Genomic DNA, 24,252 nt, shown 5'->3' with positions numbered 1-24,252 from the left:
TGTGTACTTTAATCTTCATCGAATGGACTGTTGTCCAATAGCTTTCGACACACTTGGATGAAAACTGCTGGCACAGTGACACATGCCACAGTATCCCGTCCGATTCGGGCGTTTCGTCGCTCTTCGCCCGTAGGGTGTCGACATGTCGTCGATCCTCGAGAACGAGAAAGCACCCCCATCCGGTGCCCCCGCCCCCGGACCGACCCTCGGTGAAAGGTTTCGAAACAACGCGCGATACGACCTACCCGCGTCACTCGTCGTCTTCCTCGTCGCACTACCGCTGTCGCTCGGTATCGCCATCGCGTCCGACGCCCCCATCATGGCGGGGCTCATCGCGGCGACCGTCGGCGGTGTGGTGGCGGGATCGATCGGTGGCTCACCGCTCCAGGTGAGCGGGCCCGCCGCCGGATTGACCGTGGTGGTAGCGGAATTGGTTGCCACCTTCGGCTGGCAGGCAACGTGCGCGATCACCGTCGCCGCCGGGCTCCTCCAGATCATCTTCGGGCTCAGCCGAATTGCGCGCGCCGCACTGGCCATCGCTCCGGTGGTGGTCCACGCCATGCTGGCCGGAATCGGAATCACGATCGCCCTCCAGCAGATTCACGTTCTCCTCGGTGGCAGTTCACACAGCTCGACCGTCGAGAACATCACCCAGCTCCCCGGGCAGCTGACGTCCGCCCGGTACGGCGACGTCCTCCTGGGATCGGTCGTCATCGTCGTCCTGCTGTCCTGGAAGAAGATCCCCGGCAAACTCCGGGTGCTCCCCGGTCCACTGGTGGCCGTCGTCGCCGCCACCGTTCTGTCCCTGGCCCTCCCGCTCGACATCGATCGAATCACGTTGGACGGCTCCCTGTTCGACGCCGTCGCGCTGCCCTCGATGCCCGACGGGCCGTGGCTCGCGGTGGCCACCGGTGTGCTCACGGTCGCCCTGATCGCCAGCGTCGAGAGCCTGCTGTCCGCGGTCGCCGTCGACAAGATGCACGGCGGGACGCGGTCGGAGTTCAACCGCGAACTCGTCGGCCAGGGTTCGGCCAACATGATCTCGGGTCTCATCGGTGGCCTGCCGGTCACCGGCGTGATCGTGCGCAGCTCCACCAACGTGGCCGCGGGGGCACGCACCCGGGCGTCCGCCGTGCTGCACGGCGTCTGGATCCTCGTCTTCGCCGCGCTGCTCACCGCTCTCGTCGAGCAGATTCCGATGGCAGCGCTCGCCGGCCTCCTCATCGTGATCGGCATCCAGCTCGTCAAACTCGCCCATCTGCGCACCGCACGGCGCACCGGCGATCTGTGGGTGTACGGCGTGACCGTGGCCGGCGTCGTCTTCCTCAACCTGCTCGAGGGCGTGATCATCGGCCTCGCACTCGCGGTGATCCTGCTGCTCTGGCGGGTCATCCACCCCAGGATGCGGGCCGAACCGATCGGCGCCGAGGACTCCGGGCGGTGGCGCGTGAGCGTCGAGGGTTCGTGCAGCTTCCTGTCCATGCCCGCACTGACCGGACTTCTCGCGAAGGTGCCCGAGGGTGCGCACGTCACCGTGGAACTGGCGGTCGACTTCCTCGACCACGCCATGTTCGAAGCAATCGACGACTGGAAGCGTCACCACGAGAACAACGGTGGCACCGTCGTGATCGACACGCTCGGTCCCGTCGACATGGACGAGGTCGGTGCGGCGCCGCCCCGGCGCGGCGTCGGGGTGGCGAGCCCCCGCGGGTTCGCCCCGTGGAAGAGCTGGCAGCCGCGGCACCACGACACCGGGGAGAACGCCACCCCGGCGGCACTGCGACCCGTCCTCGCGGGAGTGTCGGAGTACCACCGGCGCAACGCGGCTCACCTGCAGCCGCACCTCGACGACCTGCACGACGGACAGCGCCCCGACTCGCTGTTCCTCACCTGCGCCGATTCACGCATCGTCCCGAACGTGATCACGAGCAGCGGACCCGGCGACCTGTTCACGGTCCGCAACGTGGGCAACCTCGTCCCCACCGGCAGGCAGGACGTGTCCGTCGAGGCCGGGCTGGCGTTCGCGCTCGAAGAACTCGAGGTCAGCTCGGTCATCGTGTGCGGTCACTCCGGCTGCGGCGCGATGAAGGCCGTCCTGGCAGAGACACCCGCAGGCACCGGCGGATCCGAGGACGCCGTCGAGCGGTGGCTCACCTTCGCGCACCCGAGCCGGAAGGCGTTCGACAGCGGTCACCCGGTCGCGCGGGCCGCGGCCGAACTCGGGTTCGACGAGGTCGATCAGCTGGGGATGGTGAACGTCGCGGTCCAGGTGCAGACCCTCCAGCGCCATCCCCTCGTCGGCGCGGCGGCGGCCGAGGGCCGAGTACGCGTCGCGGGAATGTTCTTCGACATTCCGTCCGCGCGCGTACTCGAGATCACCTCGACCGGTGTGTCCTACCTGGACCACGTCCCCGCATGATTCAGAGGAGATGGACCCTCTTGTAGAGCCGCTTCGACGGGCCGCCGACGAGGCCGACGCTATCGAGGAACTGCATCAACTTGGAACCGGACGTCCGGACGGTGTCCTTGTAGTGCTGGTTGTTCTTGGCCTCGGCGGCGGCCCGCTTCGGGTCGAGACCCGCGTTCTCGTAGACCTCCTTGCGGATCATGCTCTTCATCACGAAGTACACGACCGCGGCGGTGTTGAGGCGCTCGATCTGGAGGCGGGCCCAGCTTGCGCCCTGGATGCGTCGTCCGACCTCTTCGCGGGCGAAGCGGATGTGGCGGGCCTCCTCGAGGACGTGGATCTTGCTCACCGTGCGGGTGACGGGCTGCACCCGCTCGTCCTTCATGAAATCGCGCTGCATCATGTCGAGGATCTCCTCGGCGGCCATCACGCTGGCGTACGCGTTGGCGCCGCGAAAGAACCCGCCCCAGATGCGGCCGAGCTTGTGAATCGCCGGGTGGGGGCCGTAGCTCGGCATGTTCAGGCGTTCGCCGGCGCGGGCGAACATCACCGAGTGGCGGCACTCGTCGGCCACCTCGGTGAGGGCGAACTGGACGTGCCGCGAGTGCTTGTCGCGGCCGTACACGTCGCGCAGGAGCATCTGCATGAGGAGGATCTCGAACCACAGTCCGACGCTCGAGACGCTGGCGGCCTCGTGCTTGGTGAGTTCGATCTTCTGCTCGTCGGTCATCTCGTCCCAGAGGGCCGTGCCGTAGAGCGTGCTCCACTCGGGGGTGAGACCGAACTTGTCGTCGGGAATGGGAGCTTCCCAGTCGACCTCGACCATCGGGTCGTAGGACTTGCGTGCCGACGACGCCAGCAGTCGCTGGGCGGTCTCTTCGCGGTCGGAGACGACGATCGATGCGGTCATCACTACCCCTTGATCTGTGACTAGGCGGTCAACTAACTGTGACATTCAGTAACTGATACTGGACGATACAGCGACGGCGGTCACAAGGGCAACGTCCGATCAGTCGACGTCGGCCAATTCCTTGGTCGATTCGGGCGTCGGCGCCGACCCCTTCCGTCCGGGAGCCCACACCGCGAGCAGCAGCGACGCCGCGAACAACACGCAGGCCAGCACGATGGACGCCTCGTCGAAACCCTTCAGAAATGACTCACGCGCGAACGTCGCGAGCTGCTCGCCCTGCGGTCCGGCAACGTCGGCGACCTGCAGCGCCGCCGCCAGCGAACTGGACACCGGCTCCTTCGCGGCCTCCGGAACCGCGTCGACCGCGGGCTGGATGTGGGTGCCGTACCCCGCGGCCAGGACGCTGCCCGCGAGGGCGACCCCGATGGCCGATCCGATCTCGCGCGCCGTGTCGTTGACGGCCGACGCCACACCCTGCTTCTCGTCGGGTGTGTTCTGCACGATCGCTGCCGTCGCGGGCGCCGTGCACAGTCCGATGCCGACCGCTGCGACGACGAGCGGGAAGCACACCCCTGCGTAGCTCGAGTGCGCGTCGAGCCGCACCAGCAGGAGGATTCCGAGACCGAGCAGCGCCGCACCGGACGCGAGCAGCGGCCGGAGCCCGACGTACGGGATGAGCATCGGCATGACCGCGGACATCGCGACGACCGGTACCGCGATGGGTGCAAGCGCGAGCGCGGACTGCAGCGGCGAGTAGTCCAGCACCAGTTGCAGGTATTGGACCACGAGGAAGAACAGGCCGAGCGAGGCCAGGAACTGCAGCAGAAGCGACATCGAACCCGAGCCGAACGCACGGTTGGCGAACAGCCGGACGTCGAGCAGGGGGCGCTTTCTGCGCAACTCGACGAGGGCGAACGCGGCCGCGGCGGCGAGCCCGCCGACGAGCAGTCCGAGTACGACCGGATCCAGCCAGCCGCGTTGCGGGGCCTCGATGGTTCCCAGGACGAACAGGCCGACCGCGGCGGCGATCAGCCCGGCTCCCGGCAGGTCCAGCGGCGGGCGCTCGGTCTCCCGGGACGACGAAATGGTGAATCCGGTGACGAAGATGAGGGCGGACACCACCGTGAGGCTGATGAAGATGGCGTGCCACGACCACTTCTCGAGCAGAAGGCCGGAGACGAGCAGGCCGGCGATCGCACCGGAACCGGCGACACCCGACCAGATGCCCACGGCCCGGCCCCGATGCGCGGGCGGAAAACCCGCGGTGAGCAGAGACAACGTCGCGGGCATCACGAGGGCGGCGCCGACGCCCGCCAGCGCCCGGGAGCCGATGATCCACTCGGGTGCGTCGTCGACGATGGGAATGGCGGTGGCGGCGCCGAAGATCAGCAACCCCGCCATGAGCAGCCCGCGCCGGCCGTACCGGTCGCCCAGCGCCCCCGCCGGAAGCAGCAATGCGGCCAGCGTCAGCGTGTAACCGTCGACGATCCACGTCAGCTGGCTCTGGGTTGCGCCCGTGTCGCGGGCGAGGTCGGGGAGCGCGGTGTTGAGTGCCGCCATCGCCGCGACGACGAGGGCGACGGCGCAGCACGAGACCGTGAGCATCCAGATCTGCCGGAGGGTCCAGCCGGTGGTGGTGTCCTGCGGGTCTCGCGAGCGCACGATGTGGTCCCTCCGTGGAAGTAACGAGACTGTCAGTATCGTAGGTAGACTGGCGGTTCACAAGAGGTCGGGCAGCGGCAGGAACGGGCGGTGCAGATGAGCGAGCAGGATCCCCGCAGGCAGCGCTCCCGGGCGCGACTTCTCGACGCCGCGACAACTCTTCTCGCGAGGGGCGGCACGGACGCCGTCACCATCGACGCCGTGACCAAGCTGGCGAAAGTGGCCCGCGCCACGCTCTACCGGCATTTCGACAACGGCACCGAGCTGGTGGCCGCGGCGTTCGGGCGGCTGATTCCGCCCGCTCCCACGGTGCTCGCCGAAGGCGACCTCCGGGACCGGCTGGTCGAACTGATGGTCAGTCAGGCGTCACTCATCGAGAGCGCCCCGATGAACGTGACCGCGATGTGCTGGCTCGGCATGGGACCCGCACTGGACGACTACTCGAGCGCGGACGCGATCGAAGCGGACAAACCGGAACTGCGGACGCTGCGGCAGACGATCGTCGCGCAGTACCGGGCGGCGTTCGACCAGGTCTTCGGGACGCCCGAAGCGGCGGAACGCCTCGGCCGATTCGACTACGACCTCGCCCTCGCGCAGCTCATCGGCCCCCTCGTCTTCACCCGGCTCGCCACCCTCACCCCGCTGGGACGCACGGCGTGTGAGCAGATCGTCGACGACTTCCTCGCAGCACGCGCCGCCCAGGTCGAAGCGGGTGCCGCCGCGCCGACGCTGCGCGAGATACCGCCTGCTCAGGCGTTATGACGTCGACAGCTCAGCGTGTCGTCATTACCGTGTCAGTGCGCGCGGCACCCGATGCCGCGCCTGTCGAATGAATGGTGTGGGAAGGTTTCTCGATGATCACTGATGCACTCAACTGGCTCCTCGGCGCGTGGGGCGGCGTTGCCGCCGGCAGCAGCGGATACTCCATCCCGCCCGGAACCCTTCCCTTCGGAAGCTGACGGTCGTCAGCCGTCCCGGTCTCGGCGCAGCACGAACTGCTCGAGTCTGCGTATACCTCGAACGCGTCGTGGGCGTAGCTGTTTGACGTAGTAACCGGGAACGTCCTCGATCTCGTGGGCGAGCTCCTCGTCGATCAACACCGTGCCGGGACGCGCCGAACCAGTGAGTCGCGCCGCGGTGTTGACGACGGAGCCGTACAGGTCGCCGAACCGGACGAGCACCGGCCCCATCGCGAGACCGACCCGCAATTCGGGGTCCGCCTCGTCCGGCAGCACCCGCTCCTGCAGCCGCAGGGCGATCTCCGCCGCATCGGCCGGCGATTCGACGGCGAACATCACCTCGTCGCCGACCGTCTTCACCACCCACCCCTGATGTCCACCGATCACCGTCGTCGACGCCGACTCGAATCGCTCCAGCAGATCGGCCAGCTCCCGTGCGCCGAGCTGACGCGTCAGGGACGTATATCCCACGATGTCCGCGAAACCGACCACGAGGGTCCGGCTCGCGACCTCCTCACCGGGATTCCCCACGTTGCGGCCGGTGGTCGAGGCGACGTGCCTGCGCCACACGTACGCCTGCAGCGACTCGACCGCGGGCAGGATCTCCGCGGTGAGCTCACGCACCTGCTCCCGGATCGCCCGCTCGTCGCTGCCCGCCGAACCCGCGAGCTGATCGATGATGTGTGTGCTGATCAGCGACACCTGCCATTCGGCGAGCCGCGACAGCGACTGACCGAGCGCCCGGGCCGCCGCCACTTCACGTTCCGGCGAAATGATCCCCCGGTCGACGAGCGACGCGATGGTCCGCAGCGCCGCCGCGTCCCCCTCCGTGAACATGACACTGTCCGGGTCGATGTCGATCGCGAATCCCATCGACACCCACAGGCGGTCCGCCCGCTCTAGGGAGACCCCCGCGGCATCGGCGATCTCGGCCCGGGTGAACCGTCGGGGCCCGCCCAGCAGCGACTCCTCGAGATCGGACTGGACATCGCGGAGCAGGGTCGGGGAGATCTCCGTCGTCGCTACCGACTCGTCCGGCTGTTCGCTGTTGTCGGAGGGTTCCGAGGTCACGTTGTTCCTCTCGATGCGTTCGCCTGCATGCCTGGACGCGGTGCGTCCATCCCATAAAGACGCGGTGCGTCCATTCCATCAAGACGCGGTGCGTCCATTCCCATCAAGACGCGGTGCGTCCACCGCCCCTCAATCTGCCACTGGGCGAGCCCGTCCGATGGGAAACGTCGGTGGCGTGTGCGAGAGTTGCGGTGCTCACGAGCGTAACCAGGAGACAGACCAGAAAGGACAGCGCATGCCGCCCCGTAGACGTTCCGGCGCCGCCGCACCGGATCACCTGACCGCGGAGAATCTCGAGACCCTCGCTGCCGCGATCGCGGAAGGCAAGCGGGCCACCGTGTATCTGCGCGAGGCGATGCCCAGCCTCGGGCTCGAGGCCGGCGCCTCGGCGAAAGTGATCGCGGTGCAAGGCAATACGGTCCAGATCCGCCCCAAGGGTGTAGACGACGAGCTTCCCTTCGAAGCGGAGGAGCTTCTGATGAGACGCATTCCGGCGCCCAAGCAGGCCGCCGCACCCGCCGCCCCCGCGGCGCCGGTCGTGCATCAGGAGATCGAACCCGGTCCGCCGCCCGCCGCCAGGGCTCCCGCCGCGAGGACCGTCGCGACCGCGCAGCCCACCGCCACCCCGGCCCCGAAACCGGCGGCGGCACCGGCCAAGCGCACCAGCAAGAAGGTGCCCGCGGGAGTGAGCGTCACCATCCACGCCGGGGCCGACAACGACTGGAGCGTCACCGTCGCGCACGGCACGAAGCGTCCCGGCAAGGCGGTTTCCGTCTCGCCGGACGCCGTCGAGCGTGCCGTCCGGGAACTGGGGGAGGAGACCGCGATCGAGGCGGTCGAGTCGATCATCGTCGCCGCACGCAACCTCGCGGCGGCCCGGGTCGACGAGCTGAGCCGGCAACTCGAGGACGCACGCAAAGCGCTCGAGGCGCTCGGCGCCGTCGACTAGCGCCCGGACGAGCAACGGTCGCGGTCCCTACATCTGCATTCCCGCACGCAGGGCTTGTGCGGGTGGGATTCTTATGGAGAGACACGCGGCCGTCGGGGCTCATCCGGGAAGGTTCGAAAAAATGTTGAAACGATTCGCGGCGGTTGTTGCGGCAACAGCGGGAATTCTGGGATTCGTTGCGGCGGGGTCCGCGACAGCAGCTCCGGCCGCCGTCTTGGGGGGCGGTTCGGGGATTGTGGTGAACGACGAACTCGTCTGTTCGCTCACCACCATCGGGCACGACAACGCGGGCCGGCTCGTCGGACTGACGGCCGGCCACTGCGGTGAGGCGGGCTCGTACGTGGTGGCCGAGGCGAACCAGGACGCCGGCATCGTCGGCACGTTCGTCGTCTCCAATCCGGCCCTCGACTATGCGGTGATCCAGTTCGACCCCAACAAGGTCGTCCCGGTCAACCGGGTCGGGGGCGTCACCATCACGCAGATCGGCGCACCCGCAGCCTTCCCGCAGGTCGCGTGCAAGGAAGGCCGCACCACCGGAAACACGTGCGGCATCGTCTACGGCGACCTCATGCAGACCGGGGAGACGTGGACCCAGGCCTGCGTGATCGAGGGTGACTCCGGCGCACCGATGGTCGTCGGCACGACCCTGGTGGCCATGGTCAACGCCTACCTCGCGGCGCCGTGCGTCGGCCCGGAGATCGGCACCAACCTCAACTCGATCGTCAACGACATGAACGCGAGCGGCGGTCCGGGGGCGGGCTTCCGGCCCATTTAGGCGCCTGCGGCGCCCGTGACTGGTTAACGAGTCTCTGGACTCGCTAACCACTCACCGGCGCGAAGCGCCTACCCGCAGACGGCGCCGCCCGAGGCGGAACCGACGAGCTTCGTGTACTTGGCGAGGACCCCGCGGGTGTAGCGCGGGGGCAGCGGCTCCCACCCGTCCTTCCGAGAAGCCAATTCCGCTTCGTCGACGAGCAGTTCCAGCGTGCCCGTGCCGACATCCAATCGGATCTGGTCGCCGTCGCGGACGAACGCGATGGGACCTCCGTCGACGGCCTCCGGCGCCACGTGGCCCACGCACAGTCCGGTGGTGCCACCGGAGAAACGACCGTCGGTGAGCAGGAGGACGTCCTTGCCCAGGCCGGCGCCCTTGATCGCCCCCGTGATCGCGAGCATTTCGCGCATCCCGGGGCCGCCCTTCGGCCCCTCGTAGCGGATCACGACGACGTCGCCGTTCGTGATGGTGCCGTCCTCGAGAGCGTCCATCGCGGCCCGTTCCCGTTCGAAGACGCGGGCGGTGCCGGTGAACACGTCGGAGTCGAAACCGGCTGATTTCACCACCGCACCACCCGGAGCGAGGGAACCCTTGAGGATCGTGATGCCGCCGGTCGGGTGGATGGGTGCGCTCATCGCGCGGAGCACCTTGCCGTCCGGGTCGGGAGGCGCGATGTCCGCCAAGTTCTCGGCCATGGTCCGGCCGGTGACGGTGAGGCAGTCGCCGTGCAGCATCCCGGCGTCGAGCAGGGCCTTCATGATGACGGGGACGCCGCCGATGTGGTCGACGTCCTTCATCACGTGCTTGCCGAACGGTTTGACGTCCGCCAGGTGCGGGACCCGGGCGCCGACGCGGGAGAAGTCGTCGAGCGTCAATTCGACGTCGGCCTCGCTGGCAATCGCCAGCAGGTGCAGCACGGCGTTGGTGGAACCGCCGAACGCCATGACCACGGCGATGGCGTTCTCGAACGCCTCCTTGGTGAGGATGTCCCGGGCGGTGATGCCGCGGCGGAGCAGTTCGACGACCGCTTGTCCGCTGCGCCGCGCGAATCCGTCGCGACGGCGGTCGGTGGCGGGCGGGGACGCGCTCCCGGGCAGCGACATGCCGAGCGCCTCGGCGGCACTGGCCATGGTGTTCGCGGTGTACATCCCGCCGCACGCGCCTTCGCCGGGACAGATGGCGCGCTCGATGGCGTCGACGTCCTCGCGGCTCATCAGGCCGCGGGAGCAGGCGCCGACCGCCTCGAACGCGTCGATGATGGTGACGTCGCGTTCGGTGCCGTCGGACAGTTTCGCGATGCCCGGCAGGATCGACCCGGCGTAGAGGAAGACGCTCGCGAGATCCAGGCGGGCCGCGGCCATCAGCATGCCGGGCAGTGACTTGTCGCAACCGGCGAGCAGCACCGACCCGTCGAGACGCTCGGCCTGCATCACCGTTTCCACGCTGTCGGCGATGACCTCGCGGGACACGAGCGAGAAGTGCATGCCCTCATGGCCCATCGAGATGCCGTCGGACACGGAGATGGTGCCGAACTCCATGGGATATCCGCCGCCCGCGTGGACGCCGTCCTTGACGGCCTTCGCGAGCCGGTCGAGGGACAGGTTGCACGGGGTGATCTCGTTCCAGGACGACGCCACCCCGATCTGCGACTTGCCCCAGTCGTCGTCGCCCATGCCGACCGCACGGAGCATTCCGCGCGCTGCGGTCTTCTCCAGTCCGTCGGTGACGTCGCGGCTGCGGGGTTTCGGATCCGAGGTACTCATGTTTCCCAGCGTAGGCGGGAGCCTCGGCGCCGGTTGGTTAAATGCGTTGCCGGGGATCGCGACCGGTGAGGGCGATCAGGCGATCCTGCAGCGGCGCGTCGGCGGGGACGTCGACGGGGTCGTCGAACAGACCGCTCTCGGACAGCATCTCGCGTTGGCCGTCGAGATCGGACCAGACGCCGGCGACGAGGTGCGCATCGAGCGTGTCGTCGGATCCGGTGGCCTTGGCGAGGTCCCACGCGTGGATGGTGACGTCGGCGATCTGCTGCCGCAGATACGGCTCGAGCGGGACCGTGCCGTAGGACAGGTGCACCTGCGTATGCGGGTCCGTCGACAACCATGCCCGGATGGCCGCGTCCGAATACCGCTCCCATTCCGACCGCATGTCGCCGTGCAGGGGCTCGATGTCCGGGGTCGCTTCGCCGACCGTCTTCCCGGCCAGTAGTGGAGGAACCCATTGCTGTTCCTCGATGACGTGCCGCACCAGATGCGTGACGTCCCATTCGCGGTCCGGGGTGGGCGCCGACCAGTCGGTGATCGCGGCGACCCGTGCACCGAACTCGCGGTGGGCGATGCGGGCGAGTTCGAACCAGTCGAATGGCATGCCCTCAGGGTAGAGGCAGCCGGCTCACGATCACCGCGATTCCAAACGATGCACCTGTCGGGGGGCTCGGGAAGGATGGGGCGCATGACCAACATCCCCACCGTGCAGTTGTCCGAAGGCTTCACCGTCAGTGCCCAGGGCTACGGCGCCATGTCCGTCGCCCCCGTGTACGGCCCCGTCGACGCCGCGGAGGCGCTCGCGACCCTCCACCACGCCATCGACATCGGCGTGACCTTCATCGACACAGCCAATGTGTACGGCGACGGCGCGAGTGAGATCGCGGTGGGCACGGTGCTGAAGGAACGGCGCGACGAGGTGCAGTTGGCCACCAAGTTCGGGCTCGTCGGCAACATCGCGAACGGCCGGCGCAGCATCAACGGCAAGCCCGAGTACGTGTCGCAGGCTCTCGACGAATCGCTGACCCGGCTCGGTGTCGATACCGTCGACCTCTACTACCTGCACCGCGTCGACCCCGAGGTGCCCATCGAGGACACCGTCGGTGCGATCGCGGAACAAGTGAAGGCCGGGAAGGTCCGCAACATCGGACTGTCCGAGGCCACCGGCGACGAACTGCGTCGCGCGTCGCGGGTGCATCCCATCGCCGCGGTCCAGAGCGAGTGGAGCATCTGGAGTCGCGACGTCGAGAAGCACGTGGTTCCCGCGGCGGCGGAACTGGGCATCGGCTTCGTGCCGTACTCGCCGGTCGGCCGCGGCTTCCTCACCGGAACGTACGACCCGGCCGTGCTCGGCGACAACGATCTGCGCCGGCGCTTCCCGCGTTTCGGCGACGACGCGTTACCCGCGAACCTGAAGGTGCTGGACGTCGTCCGCGAGGTCGCCGCCGAGCTCGACGCGACACCCGCCCAGGTGTCGCTGGCGTGGCTGGACGCAAAGGGCCGCGAGTTCGGACTGCCGTCCGTGTCGATCCCCGGCACCCGGTTCGCGGCGCGGGTGACGGAAAACGCGGGCGCGCTCGCGCTGACGCTGACCGAGGGGCAGATCGCGCGCCTGGACCTGCTCGCGGACCTCACCGTCGGCGAGCGCACGGCCGATCCGACCTGGGTGTCGCTGGGCCGCGAGTGACTTCACCCAGCGGGTAATGCCTGCTGGCGGGTAGTTTGATCTGCGATGAACAGAGTGTGGTTGGTGTGGGGCGTCGGGGTTGTCGCATATATCGTCGCCGTCCTGCATCGAACCTCGTTCGGTGTGTCGGGCCTCGCGGCGTCGGAACGATTTTCGATCAGTCCGAGTGTGCTGTCGAGTTTCGTCGTGCTCCAGATCGTGGTGTACGCGGGCATGCAGATCCCGGCCGGTGTGCTCCTCGACCGGTACGGGTCGCGGGTCATGATCGCCGCCGGCGCGCTCATCATGGCGTCGGCGCAGATGGTGCTCGCTCTCACCGAATCGCTGCCGTTGGCCGTCGCCGCGCGCGTGTTCGTCGGCGTCGGCGATGCGATGACGTTCATCTCCGTGCTGCGCCTGGTGCCGCAATGGTTCGCGCCGCGGCGGGTGCCGCTCGTGTCCCAGCTGACCGGCATCTTCGGTCAGATCGGCCAGATCCTGTCTGCGCTGCCGTTGATGCTGCTGCTGAACGGGCCGGGCTGGAGTTTCGCCTACGGCACGGCGGCGTCGCTCGGGTTGCTGTCCTTCGTGCTGGCTGTGTCCGTCATCCGCAACGCGCCGCCCGGTCTCGAGGTGGTGGCCGCACCCGCCGGACTGCGGGAGGTGGGAACGCAGATCCGCGCGGTGTGGCGGCGGCACGGCACCCGGCTGGGCTTCTTCACCCACATGGGCACGCAGTTCTCGATGACGACGTTCGCCCTGCTGTGGGGCGTGCCGTATCTGAGGTCGGCGCAGGGGTTGTCGGCGGCCGAGGCCGGTTCGCTGCTGACGCTGTCGGTGATCTCGGCGATCGTGGCCGGGCCGATCATCGGCATCCTCAGCGGCCGCTTCCCGATGCGCCGCTCGTATCTGGTGCTGGCGATCATGATCAGCAACGCGGCGATGTGGACCGTCGTGCTGGCGCTGCCGGGACCGGCGCCGATCTGGTTGCTGGCGCTTCTGGTGATGGTGATCTCGGTGGGCGGCCCCGGTTCGATGATCGGATTCGACTACGCCCGGATGTTCAACCCGAGCACCAGCATGGGAACCGCGCAGGGCATGGTCAACATCGGCGGATTCCTGGCGTCGCTGCTTGTCATCCAGGCGATGGGACTCATTCTCGACGCGATGGGCGGGTACTCGTTCGACAGTTTCCGGGTGGCGTGGCTCGTGCAGTACCCGGTGTGGATCGTCGCGATCACGGGCGTGCTGGTGACCCGCGGGAAGACGCGACGGCAGATGGGATTGGTTCTGCGGCCCATCCGGCAGGTGTGGCGCGAGCGCGGGGGCCGATCCGGGGGCTAGTTACACTCTTACATGATGTGTAACACTATAACGCATGAGCAATGAGCGATCGGAAGATCACGACGTCCTGACGGCACCCCCGATGCAGTGGGACGCCTGGGGTGCGCCGGAGAAGCACAAGGTGCTCTCCGACGGGGTCGCGGGACTGTTGCACCAGGCCCTCGGTGTCACGATCAGGGAGCCGTCCGGCCGAGCGGCGGAAGACGTCGTCCTGGCTCCGAGCGCGTTGACCGAGACGCACCTCGCCGCGCTCGCGGGCCTCGTCGGAGCACGGTTCTGCAGCACCGCGCACGCCGACCGGCTGCTGCGCTCCGGCGGCAAGAGCACCCTCGACCTGCTGCGCCGGCGCAGCACCGAACCGCAGAACGCCCCCGATGCGGTGGTCATCCCCGGCACCGACGCCGAGGTCGCCGACGTGCTCCGATACTGCGCCGACAACGGCATCGCCGTGGTGCCGTTCGGCGGCGGCACGAGCGTCGTCGGCGGACTCGACCCGGTGCGCGACCGATTCGACGCCGTCGTCTCGCTGGACCTGCGCCGCTTCGACGCGCTGATCGACCTCGACGCCGACTCCGGCATCGCCACCCTGGGTGCGGGCGTCACCGGTCCCCGCGCGGAGGAACTGCTCGGCGACCACGGCTTCTCGCTGGGGCACTTCCCGCAGAGTTTCATGTTCGCGACCATCGGCGGGTTCGCGGCCACCCGGTCGTCGGGGCAGGCGTCCGCGGGATACGGGCGATTCGAGGACATGGTGCAGGGTCTGCGCGTGGTGACCCCCACCGGGACTCTCGACACGGGGCGCGCCCCGGCGTCCGCGGCGGGTCCGGATCTGGGCGAACTATTCGTCGGGTCGGAGGGAACGCTCGGCGTCATCACCCGGGTCCGGGTACGGGTGCACGCGATCCCCGAATCCACCGTCCGCGAGGGGTGGCGCTTCCCCGATTTCGAGACGGGCGCCGCCGCGCTGCGCGCGCTGCGGCAGGAGGGCGCGGTCCCGACCGTGCTGCGGCTGTCCGACGAGGCGGAGACGGCGGTGAACCTGGCCACCACCGACAAGATCGGGGAGGAGACCGTCACCGGCGGCTGCCTGGCGATCACGACGTTCGAGGGCACCGCCGCGCACACGGCGGAGCGGGCCGCGGAGGCTCGCGCCGTCCTGCTCGCGCACGGCGGCGCGTCGCTCGGCGAGGAACCCGGAAACGGCTGGGAGCACGGCCGTTTCGACGCACCCTACCTGCGCGACTCGCTGCTCGACGCGGGAGCGCTGTGCGAGACGCTGGAAACCGCAACAAGGTGGGGCAACCTCGCCGCACTCCGCACGGCGGTGACCACCGCGCTGACGGAGTCGCTCGCCGCGCAGGGCACCCCGCCGCTCGTCCTCTGCCACATCTCGCACACCTACCCGACGGGTGCCTCGCTGTACTTCACCGTCGTGTCCGCGCAGGCGGACGACCCGATCGAGCAGTGGCGGAAGGCCAAGACCGCCGCCGGGAATGCGATCGTCGCGGCCGGCGGAACCATCACGCACCACCACGCGGTCGGAGTCGACCACCGCCCGTGGATGCGCGACGAGATCGGCGACCTGGGCGTCGCGATTCTGCGGGCGGTCAAGGACGCGGTCGATCCCGCCGGAATCCTCAACCCCGGCAAGCTGATTCCGTGAGCACCCAGAAGGTGATCGAGAAGGTCACCGTCCTCGTCAATCCCCTCGCCGGGCACGGCCACGCGCCGGTGGCCGGGCGCAAAGGGGTCGCGCGCCTGCGGGAGCGCGGAGTCGCCGTCACCGAGATCATCGGCACCGACGCCGACCATGCACGCATGCTGGCCCGCCGGGCGATCGACGACGGCACCGACGCGCTCGTCGTCGTGGGCGGAGACGGCGCCATCAGCATCGGGTTGCAGGCGGCCGCGCTGTCCGGGACCCCCGTCGGACTGATCCCCGCGGGCACCGGCAACGACCACGCCCGCGAATTCGGCATCCCGGTCGGCGACCCCGTCGCGGCGGCCGACGTCATCGCGGACGGCGAGGTGCAGGAATCCGACCTCGCCAGGATCACCCTCGGCGACGGCGCGGTCGTGTGGGCGGGCACCATCGTCGCCAGCGGTTTCGATTCGCTCGTCACGGACCGCGCGAACCGAATGTCGTGGCCGAAGGGACCCATGCGGTACAACCTCGCGATGCTCGCCGAACTGACGCAGTTGCGGCCGCTGCACTACCGCATCGACCTCGACGACGAGACCGTCGAGGTCGATGCGACGCTGGTCGCGGTGGGCAACGGGCGGTCGTACGGCGGCGGGATGCAGATCTGCCCGAACGCGGACAAGACGGACGGCCTGCTCGACGTCACGGTCGTCGACCACGGCCCCCGGACGCGGCTGGTCCGGTTGTTCCCCCGGGTCTACAAGGGAACCCACGTGAACCTGCCGGACGTCCAGACCTACCGGTCACGGACGGTGCGACTGCATTGCGAGGACATCACGGCGTACGCGGACGGCGACCGCGTCGGCCCGCTGCCGGTCACCATCGATGCCGTGCCGACGGCGCTGCACATCCTCAGCCACACTCCGGCCTGAGGGTCACAGACCCCGCAGCCGGTCCATGTCGCGGCGTTCCCGCTTGGTCGGCCGGCCCGCACCCCGGTCGCGTTGCGGAATCGACGCCAGCACCTCCCGCGGCGGAGGCGGCGGTGTGTTGTCGGTGAAGCACTCGACGGCGATCGCCGCACCGACCCGTTTGGTGATCGGCCGGACGACCTCCACGATGCGTTCGGTGCCCGCCGCCCGGATGCGGACCTCGTCGCCGGCCTTGACCGGTTGCGCGGGTTTGGCGGTGGTGCCGTTGACCCGCACGTGACCCGACCTGCAGGCGGCCGCCGCCGCGGATCGCGTCTTGAACAACCGGACCGCCCAGGTCCAGCTGTCGACCCGGACACTCGCAGGGTCGGAACCGGAAATTGCCACCCGACCAGGATACGAAACGGGTGCGTCAGTCGTTCGGCGGCGTCGGACCCGACCGGGCGGGTGAGGGCTGCACGGCCGGTCCGGTGACATCGCAATGCGGTTTGCAGGCAACCGATTCCGGGACGGGAACACGCGGGGTGGGTTCGGGCGCGGCGGGCGCCCGGATCAGGGCTGCGGCGATGACCGCACCGACCAGGAGCAGCGCGACGCAGAGGTACATCGCGATCCGGAAGCCGTGCGAGAAACTGTCGGGGTCCACCAGACTCTCGGCATCGATCCCGGCGATGCCGGGGAGCGCGGCCACCGCCAGCAGCTGGCTGGTGCGGGCGACCGCGTTGTTCACTCCGGACGCGATCCCGGACTGTTCGACCGGCACCGATCCGAGCACGGCGGCGGTCAGCGGGGCGACCATGGCGGACAGTCCGAGTCCGAAGACGAGGACGCCGGGAAGCACGACCGTCCAATAGGACGCATCCGGTCCGATCCGCGTCATCAACAGCAGACCGATCGCTGCGAGTGCCGGCCCGACCGTCATGGGCAGTCGCGGGCCGTGGGTCTGGGCGTAGCTGCCTGCGCGGGACGACAAAGCCAGCATCGCCAGCGTGATGGGGATCGTGGCCACCCCGGCCGCGACGGGCGAGTATCCGGCCACCAACTGCAACTGCAGCACGAGGAGGAAGAAGACACCTCCGAGCGCCGCGTACACGGCGAGCGTCACCAGGTTCGCCGCCACGAACATGCGCGACGCGAACAGGCTCGGCGGCACCAGCGCGTTCGGGGACCGTCGCTCCACGACGACGAACGCGACCAGTGCCGCGGCGCCCACCACCCCGGCGACCGGGTTCCTCTCGATCAGACCGTAGGTGAGCGCGCCGAGACCGATTACCGCGCACCCCGACCCCAGTACGTCGAGGTGATCGGGCGGATTCGGGTCACGGCTCTCGGGAACGTGCCGCATCGACGCCCACACCACGAGCGCGGCGAGCGGAAGATTGAGCAGGAACACCGACCGCCAGCCCGCCACCTCCACGAGCCAGCCACCCAGCAGCGGTCCGATCGCCCCGGCCACCCCGCCGAATCCCGACCACAGTCCGATGGCGGCGCCCCGATCGTCCTCGTGGATGGACGCCGAGATCAGCGCGAGGCTGCCGGGGGTCAGCATCGCCGCACCGACGCCCTGCAGGATCCGGGCGATCACGAGCAGGGTGATGTCGGGGGCGATGCCGCACAGCAGTGACGCGACCGCGAACCAGACGGTTCCGCAGACGAAGACGCGGCGCCGTCCCCAGCGATCCCCGAGCGCCCCGCCGAGCAGGATCAGCGACGCCAGGGCCAGGGTGTAGCCGCTCAGCGTCCACTGCAGTCCCGCGACCCCGGCCCCGAGGTCCTCACCGATGTGCGGCAGGGCGATGTTCACCACCGTGCCGTCCAGGAGCGCGAGACTCGAGCCGAGGACGGTGGCCACCACCACCCACCGTCCCTGCCGGGTGCTCAGGCGCAGAACCGTATCGGTCATCTCCCCATGGTGCGCCGCGGTCCGCGGGGTGCGGCGCTCGTTGCGATTTCTCGCGTCACGTTCGGCATACTCGGGCTACGGCAACGATCCGAACAGTATCTTCTTCACACTCGCCCTGCGGCGGCCGTGCACGTGCGACACTTTCGGCCACGCACCTCGATCTACGGAGAACTCATGGACATCATGCGCAAGGTCGCGGTAGGGGCCGTCGCGGTGGCCGGCCTGTCTTTCCTCGCGGCGGGAACAGCCGCCGCAGACCCGGTGCCGGCACCCATGCCGCCGCCGCTCCCGGTGCCCATGCCGGTCCCACTGCCCGCAGGCACGTATGTCGGCACGACCAACGTTCTCGGCGGCGACCTGATCTGGAAGGGGAAGACGTTCGGGCCCGGGTGGGTGATGGACAACTTCGGTGTCTTCTTCCCGTACATCTTCGGTATGACCACACCGGAGGCGAGCGGCGCACTCGTCACCGACTACAGCCCGTCCGGGCTTCCCTTCCTGACCGACCGGATCACGCCGAGGCCGGACGGGACCTACGAGGGCACCGTCTACGTCAACGGCAACCCAGTGGCCGGGTACGCCCTCCACAAATAGGCGGCTCGGTTCTCACGCCTTCGACGACGTGAGCGGTTCGGGACTCGGGCTCGGCGACGAGGGGACGGGACGGCGCGTCGGAATCGCCAGGGTGATGGCTGCGGCGACGAGTGCGACCCCGCATCCGATCAGCAGACCGGTCCGGAATCCGCCCTCGGTGGGCAGGGTGTGGCCGGCGACCTGAATGCTCATCTGCGCCAGGACCACTCCGACCACGGCCGCAGACACCGAGGTGCCGACCGAACGCATCAGCGCGTTGACGCTGTTGGCGGATGCCGTCGCGGATTGCGGCACGGCGCTCATCACCAGGGCGGGCATCGCCCCGTAGGCCAGGCCGACGCCGGAGCCGCAGATGCAGGTCACCACGACCAGCCCCCACGTCGATCCCATCAGGAGCATCGACGATCCGTAGCCGAGGGCGATGACCAGGCTTCCGACGAGCAGCGTGACCTTGGGTCCGCGAGTGGACGAGAGCTTGGCGCCGAGGGGGGACACGGCCATCATCATGAGCCCTGAGGGAGCCATCCACAGGCCCATGGCCAGCATCGACTGGCCCAGTCCGTAGCCGGTGGACGCCGGTAGCTGCAGGAGCTGCGGAACGATCAGGGACTGCGCGTACATCGCGAAACCGACGACGACGGATGCCGCGTTGGTGAGCAGCACCTGTCGTCCGGCGATCACCCGCAGATCGACGAGGGGCTCGCGGGTGCGCAGCTCCCACCAGCCCCAGGCCGCCAACACGATGACGGTGGTGGCGAAGAGGCCGAGGGTGGTGCCGCTCGCCCATCCCCAGTCGGCGCCCTTCGACACGGCGAGGAGCAGGGCCACGAGTCCGATGCCGAGCCCGACGGCGCCGACGGGGTCGAATCGGCCGCGGGTCCCGTGGACGGGAGTGGCAGGCATGACCAGCCAGAGCAGCACGGCGATCAGCGCGCTCAGTCCCGCGGCGCCCCAGAACAGCACGCGCCAGTCGGAGCTCTCGGCCACCGTCGCGGCGAGGGGCAGGCCCAGGGCGCCGCCGATGCCCATGGACGAGCTCATCAGGGCGATGGAGGAGTGCAGACGCTCGGGCGGCAGCAGGTCGCGCAGGGCGCTGATGCCCAGCGGGATCATGCCGACACCGATGCCCTGCAGTCCACGGCCGATCACCATCGGCGCGAGGGACGTGGCCAGCGCGCAGACGACCGAGCCGAGCACGAGCGGCACCGTGCAGACCAGCATCATCTGCCGCTTGCCGTAGAGGTCGCCGAGGCGTCCGGTGACCGGGGTAGCCACCGCGCCCGCGAGCAGTGTCGCTGTGATCACCCAGGACGCGTTCGAGGCGGTCGTGTCGAGCAGTCGCGGCAGGTCCCCGATCAGCGGGACCACGAGGGTCTGCATGAGTGCGGCGACGATGCCGGTGAACGCCAGCACGGCGACGAGGCCGCCCGGGCGGACGGCGGGGGTCGGAGTGTCCACGCAAATCTCCTCAACTCTGCGAAATGCAACTTGTGCACCATACACACGCTGTGCATGGTGCACAACGTATGTACTCTGCATATTCGCTCAGCGGCGGGTGCGAAGGTAGGCGAGGGCGACTCCGCATGCGACCACCGCGACCACCGCAATCACCGACGCGCTCACCGCGAGGTCCGCCGGGTCGCCGAAGTCGCCGGACGCCAGCGCGACGGCCGGGACCAGTCATGCGTGCGAGATCCTGAAAGTCACCCCGAGCATCACGTACCGACGCCGGCCTTGAAGTGACCGACGCGCAGGAGAAGGGTGGACGTCGTCGCCGTGATCTCGGCAGAGAAGGGGTGGTCCGCTTGGTCATCGACAACGACGTCTACAACCGTGTGGGTGAGTCGTGGTGGGAGGAGGGCAACCCGCTCAACCTGCTGCACGGAAGTCTCACGCCGGCACGATTCGACTACTTCCGTGCGGTGCTCGGCGCAACGGTCGGGCGCGACGTGTCCGGACTCCGCGCCCTCGACGTCGGTTCGGGCGGTGGATTTCTCGCGGAAGAGTTCACCCGCATCGGTTTTCGGGTGACGGGCATCGATCCGTCCCCGGTATCGGTCGAGACCGCGCGCCGTCACGCCGCCGGCTCGGCGCTCGACATCGAGTACCGGATCGGGTCCGGTGAACGGCTTCCGGTGCCGGATGCCGCGTTCGACATCGTCTACTGTTGCGACGTCCTCGAGCACGTGTCGGACCTCGATGCGGTGATCGCCGAAACGTCCCGCGCGCTGAAACCCGGCGGCCTGTACCTGTTCGACACCATCAACCGCACCGTCGCAAGCAAACTCGTCGCGATCAAGATCATGCAGGAGTGGCGAATGACCCGGATGTTCGACACCCCCATCCACGACTGGTCGATGTGTATCCGCCCGGCCGAGCTGACGTCGATCCTCGACCGGCACGGTCTGCGGCGCGCCGAGATAGTCGGGCTCGGGCCGCGGTCGAAGAACCCCCTGCGGTTGCTCGACCTCGCCCGGGCCGGCGGAACGCGACTCAGCTACGGCGAGTTGAGCCGCCGGCTCGACTTCGGGCAGATTCGGAGCACCGCCATCTCCTACATGGGTTACGCCGTCAAGAACGGCGAAAGCCCGCCGCGGCAACGCGACGGGCTCCCGGACGGGCGGAACTAGCTGTAGTCGTAAAAGCCCTTGCCGCTCTTCTTGCCGAGGTGCCCGGCATCCACCTTGCGCTTGAGCAGCGTCGGGGGAGCGTAGTGCGGCTCTGCGAACTCCGCGTACAGCGACTCCGCCGCCGCGAGGGTGATGTCGAGGCCGACGGTGTCGATCAGCGTCAGCGGGCCCATCGGGTAGCCGCAGCCGCCCTTCATGGCCTCGTCGATGTCCTCGGCGGTGGCGTACCCGGATTCGAGCATCCGGACCGCCGACGTGAGGTACGGGATGAGCAGTGCGTTCACGATGAAGCCCGCGCGGTCACCGGCCCGCACCGTCTTCTTGCGCAGCGTGTTCTTCGCGTAGTCGGTGACCGCGGTGACGGTCTCCTCCGACGTGACCAGGCTGACCACGATCTCCACCAGCGGCATCACCGGCACCGGGTTGAAGAAGTGGACACCCACGACCTGCCCGGGGCGCTGCGTGGCGTTGGCCATCTTGATCAGCGGGATCGACGACGTGTTGGACGCCAGGATGCCCGCCGGCTTTACGATCTTGTCGAGCTTCTGGAAGATGTCGACCTTGAGTGATTCGATCTCCGGCGCCGCCTCGATCACCAGGTCGCGGTCGGCGAAGTCCTCGATGTCGAGGGTGACGCGCACGCGGGCGAGCGCGGCGTCCGCGGCAGCCTGATCGAGCTTGCCCGCCTTCACGCCGCGGGCGAGGGACTTCTCGATCCGGGCCTGCGCGGCCTCGGCGAATTCCGGCTTGGTCTCGAGGATGAGAACCGAGCTGCCAGCCTTGATACATACCTCGGCGATGCCGGCACCCATGGTGCCGCCGCCGATCACGCCTACAAGTTCCACAAAATCTCCTCACGTAGCCGTGCGCCTTTTTGGTAGCGGGAGCTACCAAAAAGGCGCACGGGCGGCGAAGCCGCCTACTTCAACAGTGCACGCGACATCACGACGCGCTGGATCTGGTTGGTGCCTTCGTAGATCTGAGTGATCTTCGCATCACGCATCATCCGCTCGACAGGGAAGTCGGTGGTGTAGCCGGCGCCGCCGAACAGCTGGACGGCGTCGGTGGTGACCTCCATCGCGACGTCGGACGCGAAGCACTTGGCGGCGGCCGAGATGAAACCGAGGTTCTTCTCGCCACGTTCGGCGCGGGCCGCGGACGTGTAGACCATGAGGCGGGCGGCCTCGACCTTCATCGCCATGTCGGCGAGCATGAACTGCACTGCCTGGAAGTCGCTGATCGACTTGCCGAACTGCTTGCGGTCCTTGGTGTAGGCGAGGGCGGCGTCGAGGGCGCCCTGCGCGAGGCCGACGGCCTGCGCGCCGATGGTGGGACGGGTGTGGTCGAGGGTCTGCAGCGCCGTCTTGAAACCGGTGCCGGGTTCGCCGATGATGCGGTCGCCGGGGACCTTGCAGTTTTCGAAGTACAGCTCGGCGGTGGGCGAGCCCTTGATGCCGAGCTTCTTCTCCTTCGGTCCGACGACGAAGCCTTCGTCGTTCTCGTGGACCATGAACGCGGAGATGCCGTTGGCGCCCTTGTCGGCGTCGGTGACGGCCATGACGGTGTACCAGCTGGACTTGCCGCCGTTGGTGATCCAGCACTTGGAGCCGTTGAGGATCCAGTCGTCACCGTCTGCCTTGGCGCGGGTGCGCATGCCGGCCGCGTCCGAACCCGCTTCGCGCTCGGACAGCGCGTACGACGCCATGGCCTCGCCGGAGGCGAGCTGCGGCAGAACCTGCTGCTTGAGTTCCTCGGAACCGTTGAGGATGAGACCCATGGTGCCGAGCTTGTTGACGGCGGGGATCAGGGAGGAGGAACCACAGACGCGGGCCACTTCTTCGATGACGATGCAGGTGGCGACGGAGTCGGCGCCCTGGCCGTCGTACTTCTCGGGGACGTGGATGGCGTTGAACCCGGAGTTCACCAGGGCGACGCGGGCCTCCTCGGGGAAGCGCGAATCCTCGTCGACTTCCTTCGCGTACGGGGCGATCTCCTTCTCGGAGAGCGCGCGGATCGCGGACCGCAGTTCGTCGTGCTCTTCACCGAGCTTGAACAGATCGAAGTCCGGATTTCCGGCCATGGGGCGCTCCTTGCTGAGTTCTCGACGGCACCGTGTCTGAGGCACTCCGTGCCAGGTTGAGGTTCGTTCAGGTGTGCCGCAACGGTGGTGGTTGGCGTACTACTGCCACTGCAATACAGTCAACCACGGCACTGAGTGCCAGTCAAGGGTGGTTGTCGTCACCCGGCCGCCCACCGCCCCCGCCGAAACAGCTGGGCCTCGATGCGCCCGGTGATCTCCTCCACCGGAGTCCCCGGCGGATACGACACCACCAGCACCGCGTCCCGGTCCTGGGTCGATGCCCCCGGGGCCACCCCGAACGTCCGGCGCACGTCGAGCAGGGCCCGCTCGAGTTCGTCGGCGGTGGCGTCGGGGTCGCCCTTGATCATGTTCCGGAGCAGAAAGTTGTGGCACGCGGTGACGGCGGCCGCGAACCCGATGACCTTCAGGACCGGTTCGGTGGGTACGACGCCGCGCAGGTAGTCGACGAACAGCCGCTCGTAGCGGAAGCCCGTGACGATCTCGCGGTCACGGAGCGCCGGAACCCGCTGGACCACCTGGTACCGGCGCTCCGACAACTCGCGGTTCTCCCGGAACCGGTCGAAGACCAGGCCCGCCGTCCGGCAGACCGCAGCCCAGGGATCGTCGGATTCCCCGGACAAATAGTCGCCGGCCTGCTCCAACAGCGATTCGTGATCGGCGAAGATCACGTCCTCCTTGGAGCGGAACTGGCGGAAGAACGTCCGCCGCGACACCCCCGCGGCCGACGCGATCTGTTCGACGGTCGTCGCCTCGTAACCGTTCTCGGAGAACAGCCGGATGGCCTGCGCCACGACGTGCACGCGGAAGTCCGCGGGTTCGGTCCCTGGGGTGTCGACGCGCTCGGTCATGAGGCCCAGTATCCATCGGCGCCATTGGACCCGCAGCACCCTGGACCCGGCGCATCGCGTGGGCGGATACTCGAAAGAGTGCGTCCGTCCTGGTTG

The 24,252-nt window shown here is 68.6% G+C and carries 21 protein-coding genes; 10 read left to right on the top strand and 11 right to left on the bottom strand.

The window, feature by feature from the left end:
• Positions 1–142: 142 nt before the first annotated feature.
• Positions 143–2,419: a bifunctional SulP family inorganic anion transporter/carbonic anhydrase gene (locus H0B43_RS10800; protein ID WP_185727899.1), complete on the top strand. Its 2,277-nt coding sequence runs from the start codon at positions 143–145 to the stop codon at positions 2,417–2,419.
• 1 nt (position 2,420) lies between these two features.
• Here H0B43_RS10800 and H0B43_RS10795 read toward each other — a convergent pair whose 3' ends face one another.
• On the bottom strand, positions 2,421–3,317 hold the full coding sequence (locus H0B43_RS10795) for a diiron oxygenase (RefSeq protein ID WP_185727900.1): 897 nt from the start codon (positions 3,315–3,317) through the stop codon (positions 2,421–2,423).
• Between the two features lie 99 nt (positions 3,318–3,416).
• Complete coding sequence (locus tag H0B43_RS10790) at positions 3,417–4,979, bottom strand: MFS transporter (RefSeq protein WP_185727901.1); 1,563 nt, start codon at positions 4,977–4,979, stop codon at positions 3,417–3,419.
• Between the two features lie 90 nt (positions 4,980–5,069).
• On the opposite strand from H0B43_RS10790, the gene H0B43_RS10785 reads away from it, so the two are divergent.
• Complete coding sequence (locus tag H0B43_RS10785) at positions 5,070–5,741, top strand: TetR/AcrR family transcriptional regulator (protein WP_185727902.1); 672 nt, start codon at positions 5,070–5,072, stop codon at positions 5,739–5,741.
• Positions 5,742–5,944: 203 nt separating this feature from the next.
• Here H0B43_RS10785 and H0B43_RS10780 read toward each other — a convergent pair whose 3' ends face one another.
• On the bottom strand, positions 5,945–7,009 hold the full coding sequence (locus H0B43_RS10780) for an adenylate/guanylate cyclase domain-containing protein (RefSeq protein WP_185727903.1): 1,065 nt from the start codon (positions 7,007–7,009) through the stop codon (positions 5,945–5,947).
• A 235-nt stretch (positions 7,010–7,244) separates the two neighbouring features.
• Between H0B43_RS10780 and H0B43_RS10775 the strand changes: the two genes are divergently transcribed.
• Positions 7,245–7,958 carry a DUF6319 family protein gene (locus H0B43_RS10775; protein ID WP_185727904.1) on the top strand — a complete coding sequence of 238 codons (714 nt, stop codon included), beginning with the start codon at positions 7,245–7,247 and terminating at the stop codon, positions 7,956–7,958.
• 121 nt (positions 7,959–8,079) lie between these two features.
• Complete coding sequence (locus H0B43_RS10770; RefSeq protein ID WP_185727906.1) at positions 8,080–8,733, top strand: S1 family peptidase; 654 nt, start codon at positions 8,080–8,082, stop codon at positions 8,731–8,733.
• Between the two features lie 68 nt (positions 8,734–8,801).
• Here H0B43_RS10770 and ilvD read toward each other — a convergent pair whose 3' ends face one another.
• Both ilvD and H0B43_RS10760 read right to left on the bottom strand, forming a co-directional pair.
• Positions 8,802–10,496: a dihydroxy-acid dehydratase gene (gene ilvD, locus H0B43_RS10765; RefSeq protein ID WP_185727908.1), complete on the bottom strand. Its 1,695-nt coding sequence runs from the start codon at positions 10,494–10,496 to the stop codon at positions 8,802–8,804.
• Positions 10,497–10,533: 37 nt separating this feature from the next.
• Entirely contained in the window at positions 10,534–11,100 is a 567-nt protein-coding gene (locus tag H0B43_RS10760) for a TIGR03086 family metal-binding protein (protein WP_185727910.1), read from the bottom strand.
• A gap of 84 nt (positions 11,101–11,184) precedes the next feature.
• On the opposite strand from H0B43_RS10760, the gene H0B43_RS10755 reads away from it, so the two are divergent.
• The 4 genes from H0B43_RS10755 (at position 11,185) to H0B43_RS10740 (ending at position 16,080) form a co-directional block, all read left to right on the top strand.
• Entirely contained in the window at positions 11,185–12,183 is a 999-nt protein-coding gene (locus H0B43_RS10755; RefSeq protein ID WP_185727911.1) for an aldo/keto reductase, read from the top strand.
• Positions 12,184–12,228: 45 nt separating this feature from the next.
• Positions 12,229–13,506: a nitrate/nitrite transporter gene (locus tag H0B43_RS10750; RefSeq protein WP_185727913.1), complete on the top strand. Its 1,278-nt coding sequence runs from the start codon at positions 12,229–12,231 to the stop codon at positions 13,504–13,506.
• Between the two features lie 82 nt (positions 13,507–13,588).
• Entirely contained in the window at positions 13,589–15,169 is a 1,581-nt protein-coding gene (locus H0B43_RS10745; RefSeq protein WP_185730020.1) for an FAD-binding oxidoreductase, read from the top strand.
• Positions 15,166–16,080 (top strand): diacylglycerol kinase, encoded by a 915-nt coding sequence (locus H0B43_RS10740; protein ID WP_185727914.1) that lies wholly within the window; start codon positions 15,166–15,168, stop codon positions 16,078–16,080. The genes H0B43_RS10745 and H0B43_RS10740 overlap by 4 nt, the downstream gene beginning before the upstream one ends.
• Before the next feature lie 3 nt (positions 16,081–16,083).
• Here the strand turns inward: H0B43_RS10740 and H0B43_RS10735 are convergent, their stop codons facing one another.
• Positions 16,084–16,467 (bottom strand): RNA-binding S4 domain-containing protein, encoded by a 384-nt coding sequence (locus H0B43_RS10735; RefSeq protein ID WP_185727916.1) that lies wholly within the window; start codon positions 16,465–16,467, stop codon positions 16,084–16,086.
• A gap of 25 nt (positions 16,468–16,492) precedes the next feature.
• A complete protein-coding gene (locus H0B43_RS10730) occupies positions 16,493–17,983 on the bottom strand; it encodes an MFS transporter (protein ID WP_185727917.1) in 1,491 nt (496 codons plus the stop codon).
• A gap of 174 nt (positions 17,984–18,157) precedes the next feature.
• On the opposite strand from H0B43_RS10730, the gene H0B43_RS10725 reads away from it, so the two are divergent.
• Entirely contained in the window at positions 18,158–18,577 is a 420-nt protein-coding gene (locus tag H0B43_RS10725) for a hypothetical protein (protein ID WP_185727918.1), read from the top strand.
• A 12-nt stretch (positions 18,578–18,589) separates the two neighbouring features.
• On the opposite strand, the gene H0B43_RS10720 is transcribed toward H0B43_RS10725, so the two are convergent.
• Complete coding sequence (locus H0B43_RS10720; RefSeq protein ID WP_185727920.1) at positions 18,590–20,035, bottom strand: MFS transporter; 1,446 nt, start codon at positions 20,033–20,035, stop codon at positions 18,590–18,592.
• A 338-nt stretch (positions 20,036–20,373) separates the two neighbouring features.
• Between H0B43_RS10720 and ubiG the strand changes: the two genes are divergently transcribed.
• The gene (gene ubiG / locus H0B43_RS10715; protein ID WP_185730021.1) at positions 20,374–21,207 is read left to right on the top strand and encodes a bifunctional 2-polyprenyl-6-hydroxyphenol methylase/3-demethylubiquinol 3-O-methyltransferase UbiG; all 834 of its coding nucleotides are present in this window, start codon (positions 20,374–20,376) and stop codon (positions 21,205–21,207) included.
• On the opposite strand, the gene H0B43_RS10710 is transcribed toward ubiG, so the two are convergent.
• From H0B43_RS10710 to H0B43_RS10700, 3 genes are all read right to left on the bottom strand, one after another.
• Positions 21,204–22,052, bottom strand: coding sequence for a 3-hydroxybutyryl-CoA dehydrogenase (locus tag H0B43_RS10710; RefSeq protein WP_185727921.1), 849 nt, complete (start codon positions 22,050–22,052; stop codon positions 21,204–21,206). The two genes, ubiG and H0B43_RS10710, sit on opposite strands and share 4 nt — an antisense overlap.
• Positions 22,053–22,126: 74 nt before the next feature.
• Entirely contained in the window at positions 22,127–23,287 is a 1,161-nt protein-coding gene (locus tag H0B43_RS10705; protein ID WP_185727923.1) for an acyl-CoA dehydrogenase, read from the bottom strand.
• A gap of 158 nt (positions 23,288–23,445) precedes the next feature.
• The gene (locus H0B43_RS10700) at positions 23,446–24,156 is read right to left on the bottom strand and encodes a TetR family transcriptional regulator (protein ID WP_185727924.1); all 711 of its coding nucleotides are present in this window, start codon (positions 24,154–24,156) and stop codon (positions 23,446–23,448) included.
• Between the last annotated feature and the right edge of the window lie 96 nt (positions 24,157–24,252).

Source organism: Rhodococcus sp. 4CII (assembly GCF_014256275.1).
Taxonomy (GTDB): domain Bacteria; phylum Actinomycetota; class Actinomycetes; order Mycobacteriales; family Mycobacteriaceae; genus Rhodococcus_F; species Rhodococcus_F wratislaviensis_A.
The sequence above is the reverse complement of the archived record's forward strand: the minus strand, read 5'-3'. Positions and strand labels throughout refer to the sequence as shown.

Excerpts from the sequence above, each read along its gene's own strand:
- H0B43_RS10800 (WP_185727899.1), top strand. The coding sequence starts at position 143 with ATGTCGTCGATCCTCGAGAACGAGAAAGCACCCCCATCCGGTGCCCCC.
- H0B43_RS10795 (WP_185727900.1), bottom strand. The coding sequence starts at position 3,317 with ATGACCGCATCGATCGTCGTCTCCGACCGCGAAGAGACCGCCCAGCGA.
- H0B43_RS10775 (WP_185727904.1), top strand. The coding sequence starts at position 7,245 with ATGCCGCCCCGTAGACGTTCCGGCGCCGCCGCACCGGATCACCTGACC.
- H0B43_RS10770 (WP_185727906.1), top strand. The coding sequence starts at position 8,080 with ATGTTGAAACGATTCGCGGCGGTTGTTGCGGCAACAGCGGGAATTCTG.
- ilvD (WP_185727908.1), bottom strand. The coding sequence starts at position 10,496 with ATGAGTACCTCGGATCCGAAACCCCGCAGCCGCGACGTCACCGACGGA.
- H0B43_RS10760 (WP_185727910.1), bottom strand. The coding sequence starts at position 11,100 with ATGCCATTCGACTGGTTCGAACTCGCCCGCATCGCCCACCGCGAGTTC.
- H0B43_RS10755 (WP_185727911.1), top strand. The coding sequence starts at position 11,185 with ATGACCAACATCCCCACCGTGCAGTTGTCCGAAGGCTTCACCGTCAGT.
- H0B43_RS10750 (WP_185727913.1), top strand. The coding sequence starts at position 12,229 with ATGAACAGAGTGTGGTTGGTGTGGGGCGTCGGGGTTGTCGCATATATC.
- H0B43_RS10745 (WP_185730020.1), top strand. The coding sequence starts at position 13,589 with ATGCAGTGGGACGCCTGGGGTGCGCCGGAGAAGCACAAGGTGCTCTCC.
- H0B43_RS10730 (WP_185727917.1), bottom strand. The coding sequence starts at position 17,983 with ATGACCGATACGGTTCTGCGCCTGAGCACCCGGCAGGGACGGTGGGTG.
- H0B43_RS10725 (WP_185727918.1), top strand. The coding sequence starts at position 18,158 with ATGGACATCATGCGCAAGGTCGCGGTAGGGGCCGTCGCGGTGGCCGGC.
- H0B43_RS10705 (WP_185727923.1), bottom strand. The coding sequence starts at position 23,287 with ATGGCCGGAAATCCGGACTTCGATCTGTTCAAGCTCGGTGAAGAGCAC.
- H0B43_RS10700 (WP_185727924.1), bottom strand. The coding sequence starts at position 24,156 with ATGACCGAGCGCGTCGACACCCCAGGGACCGAACCCGCGGACTTCCGC.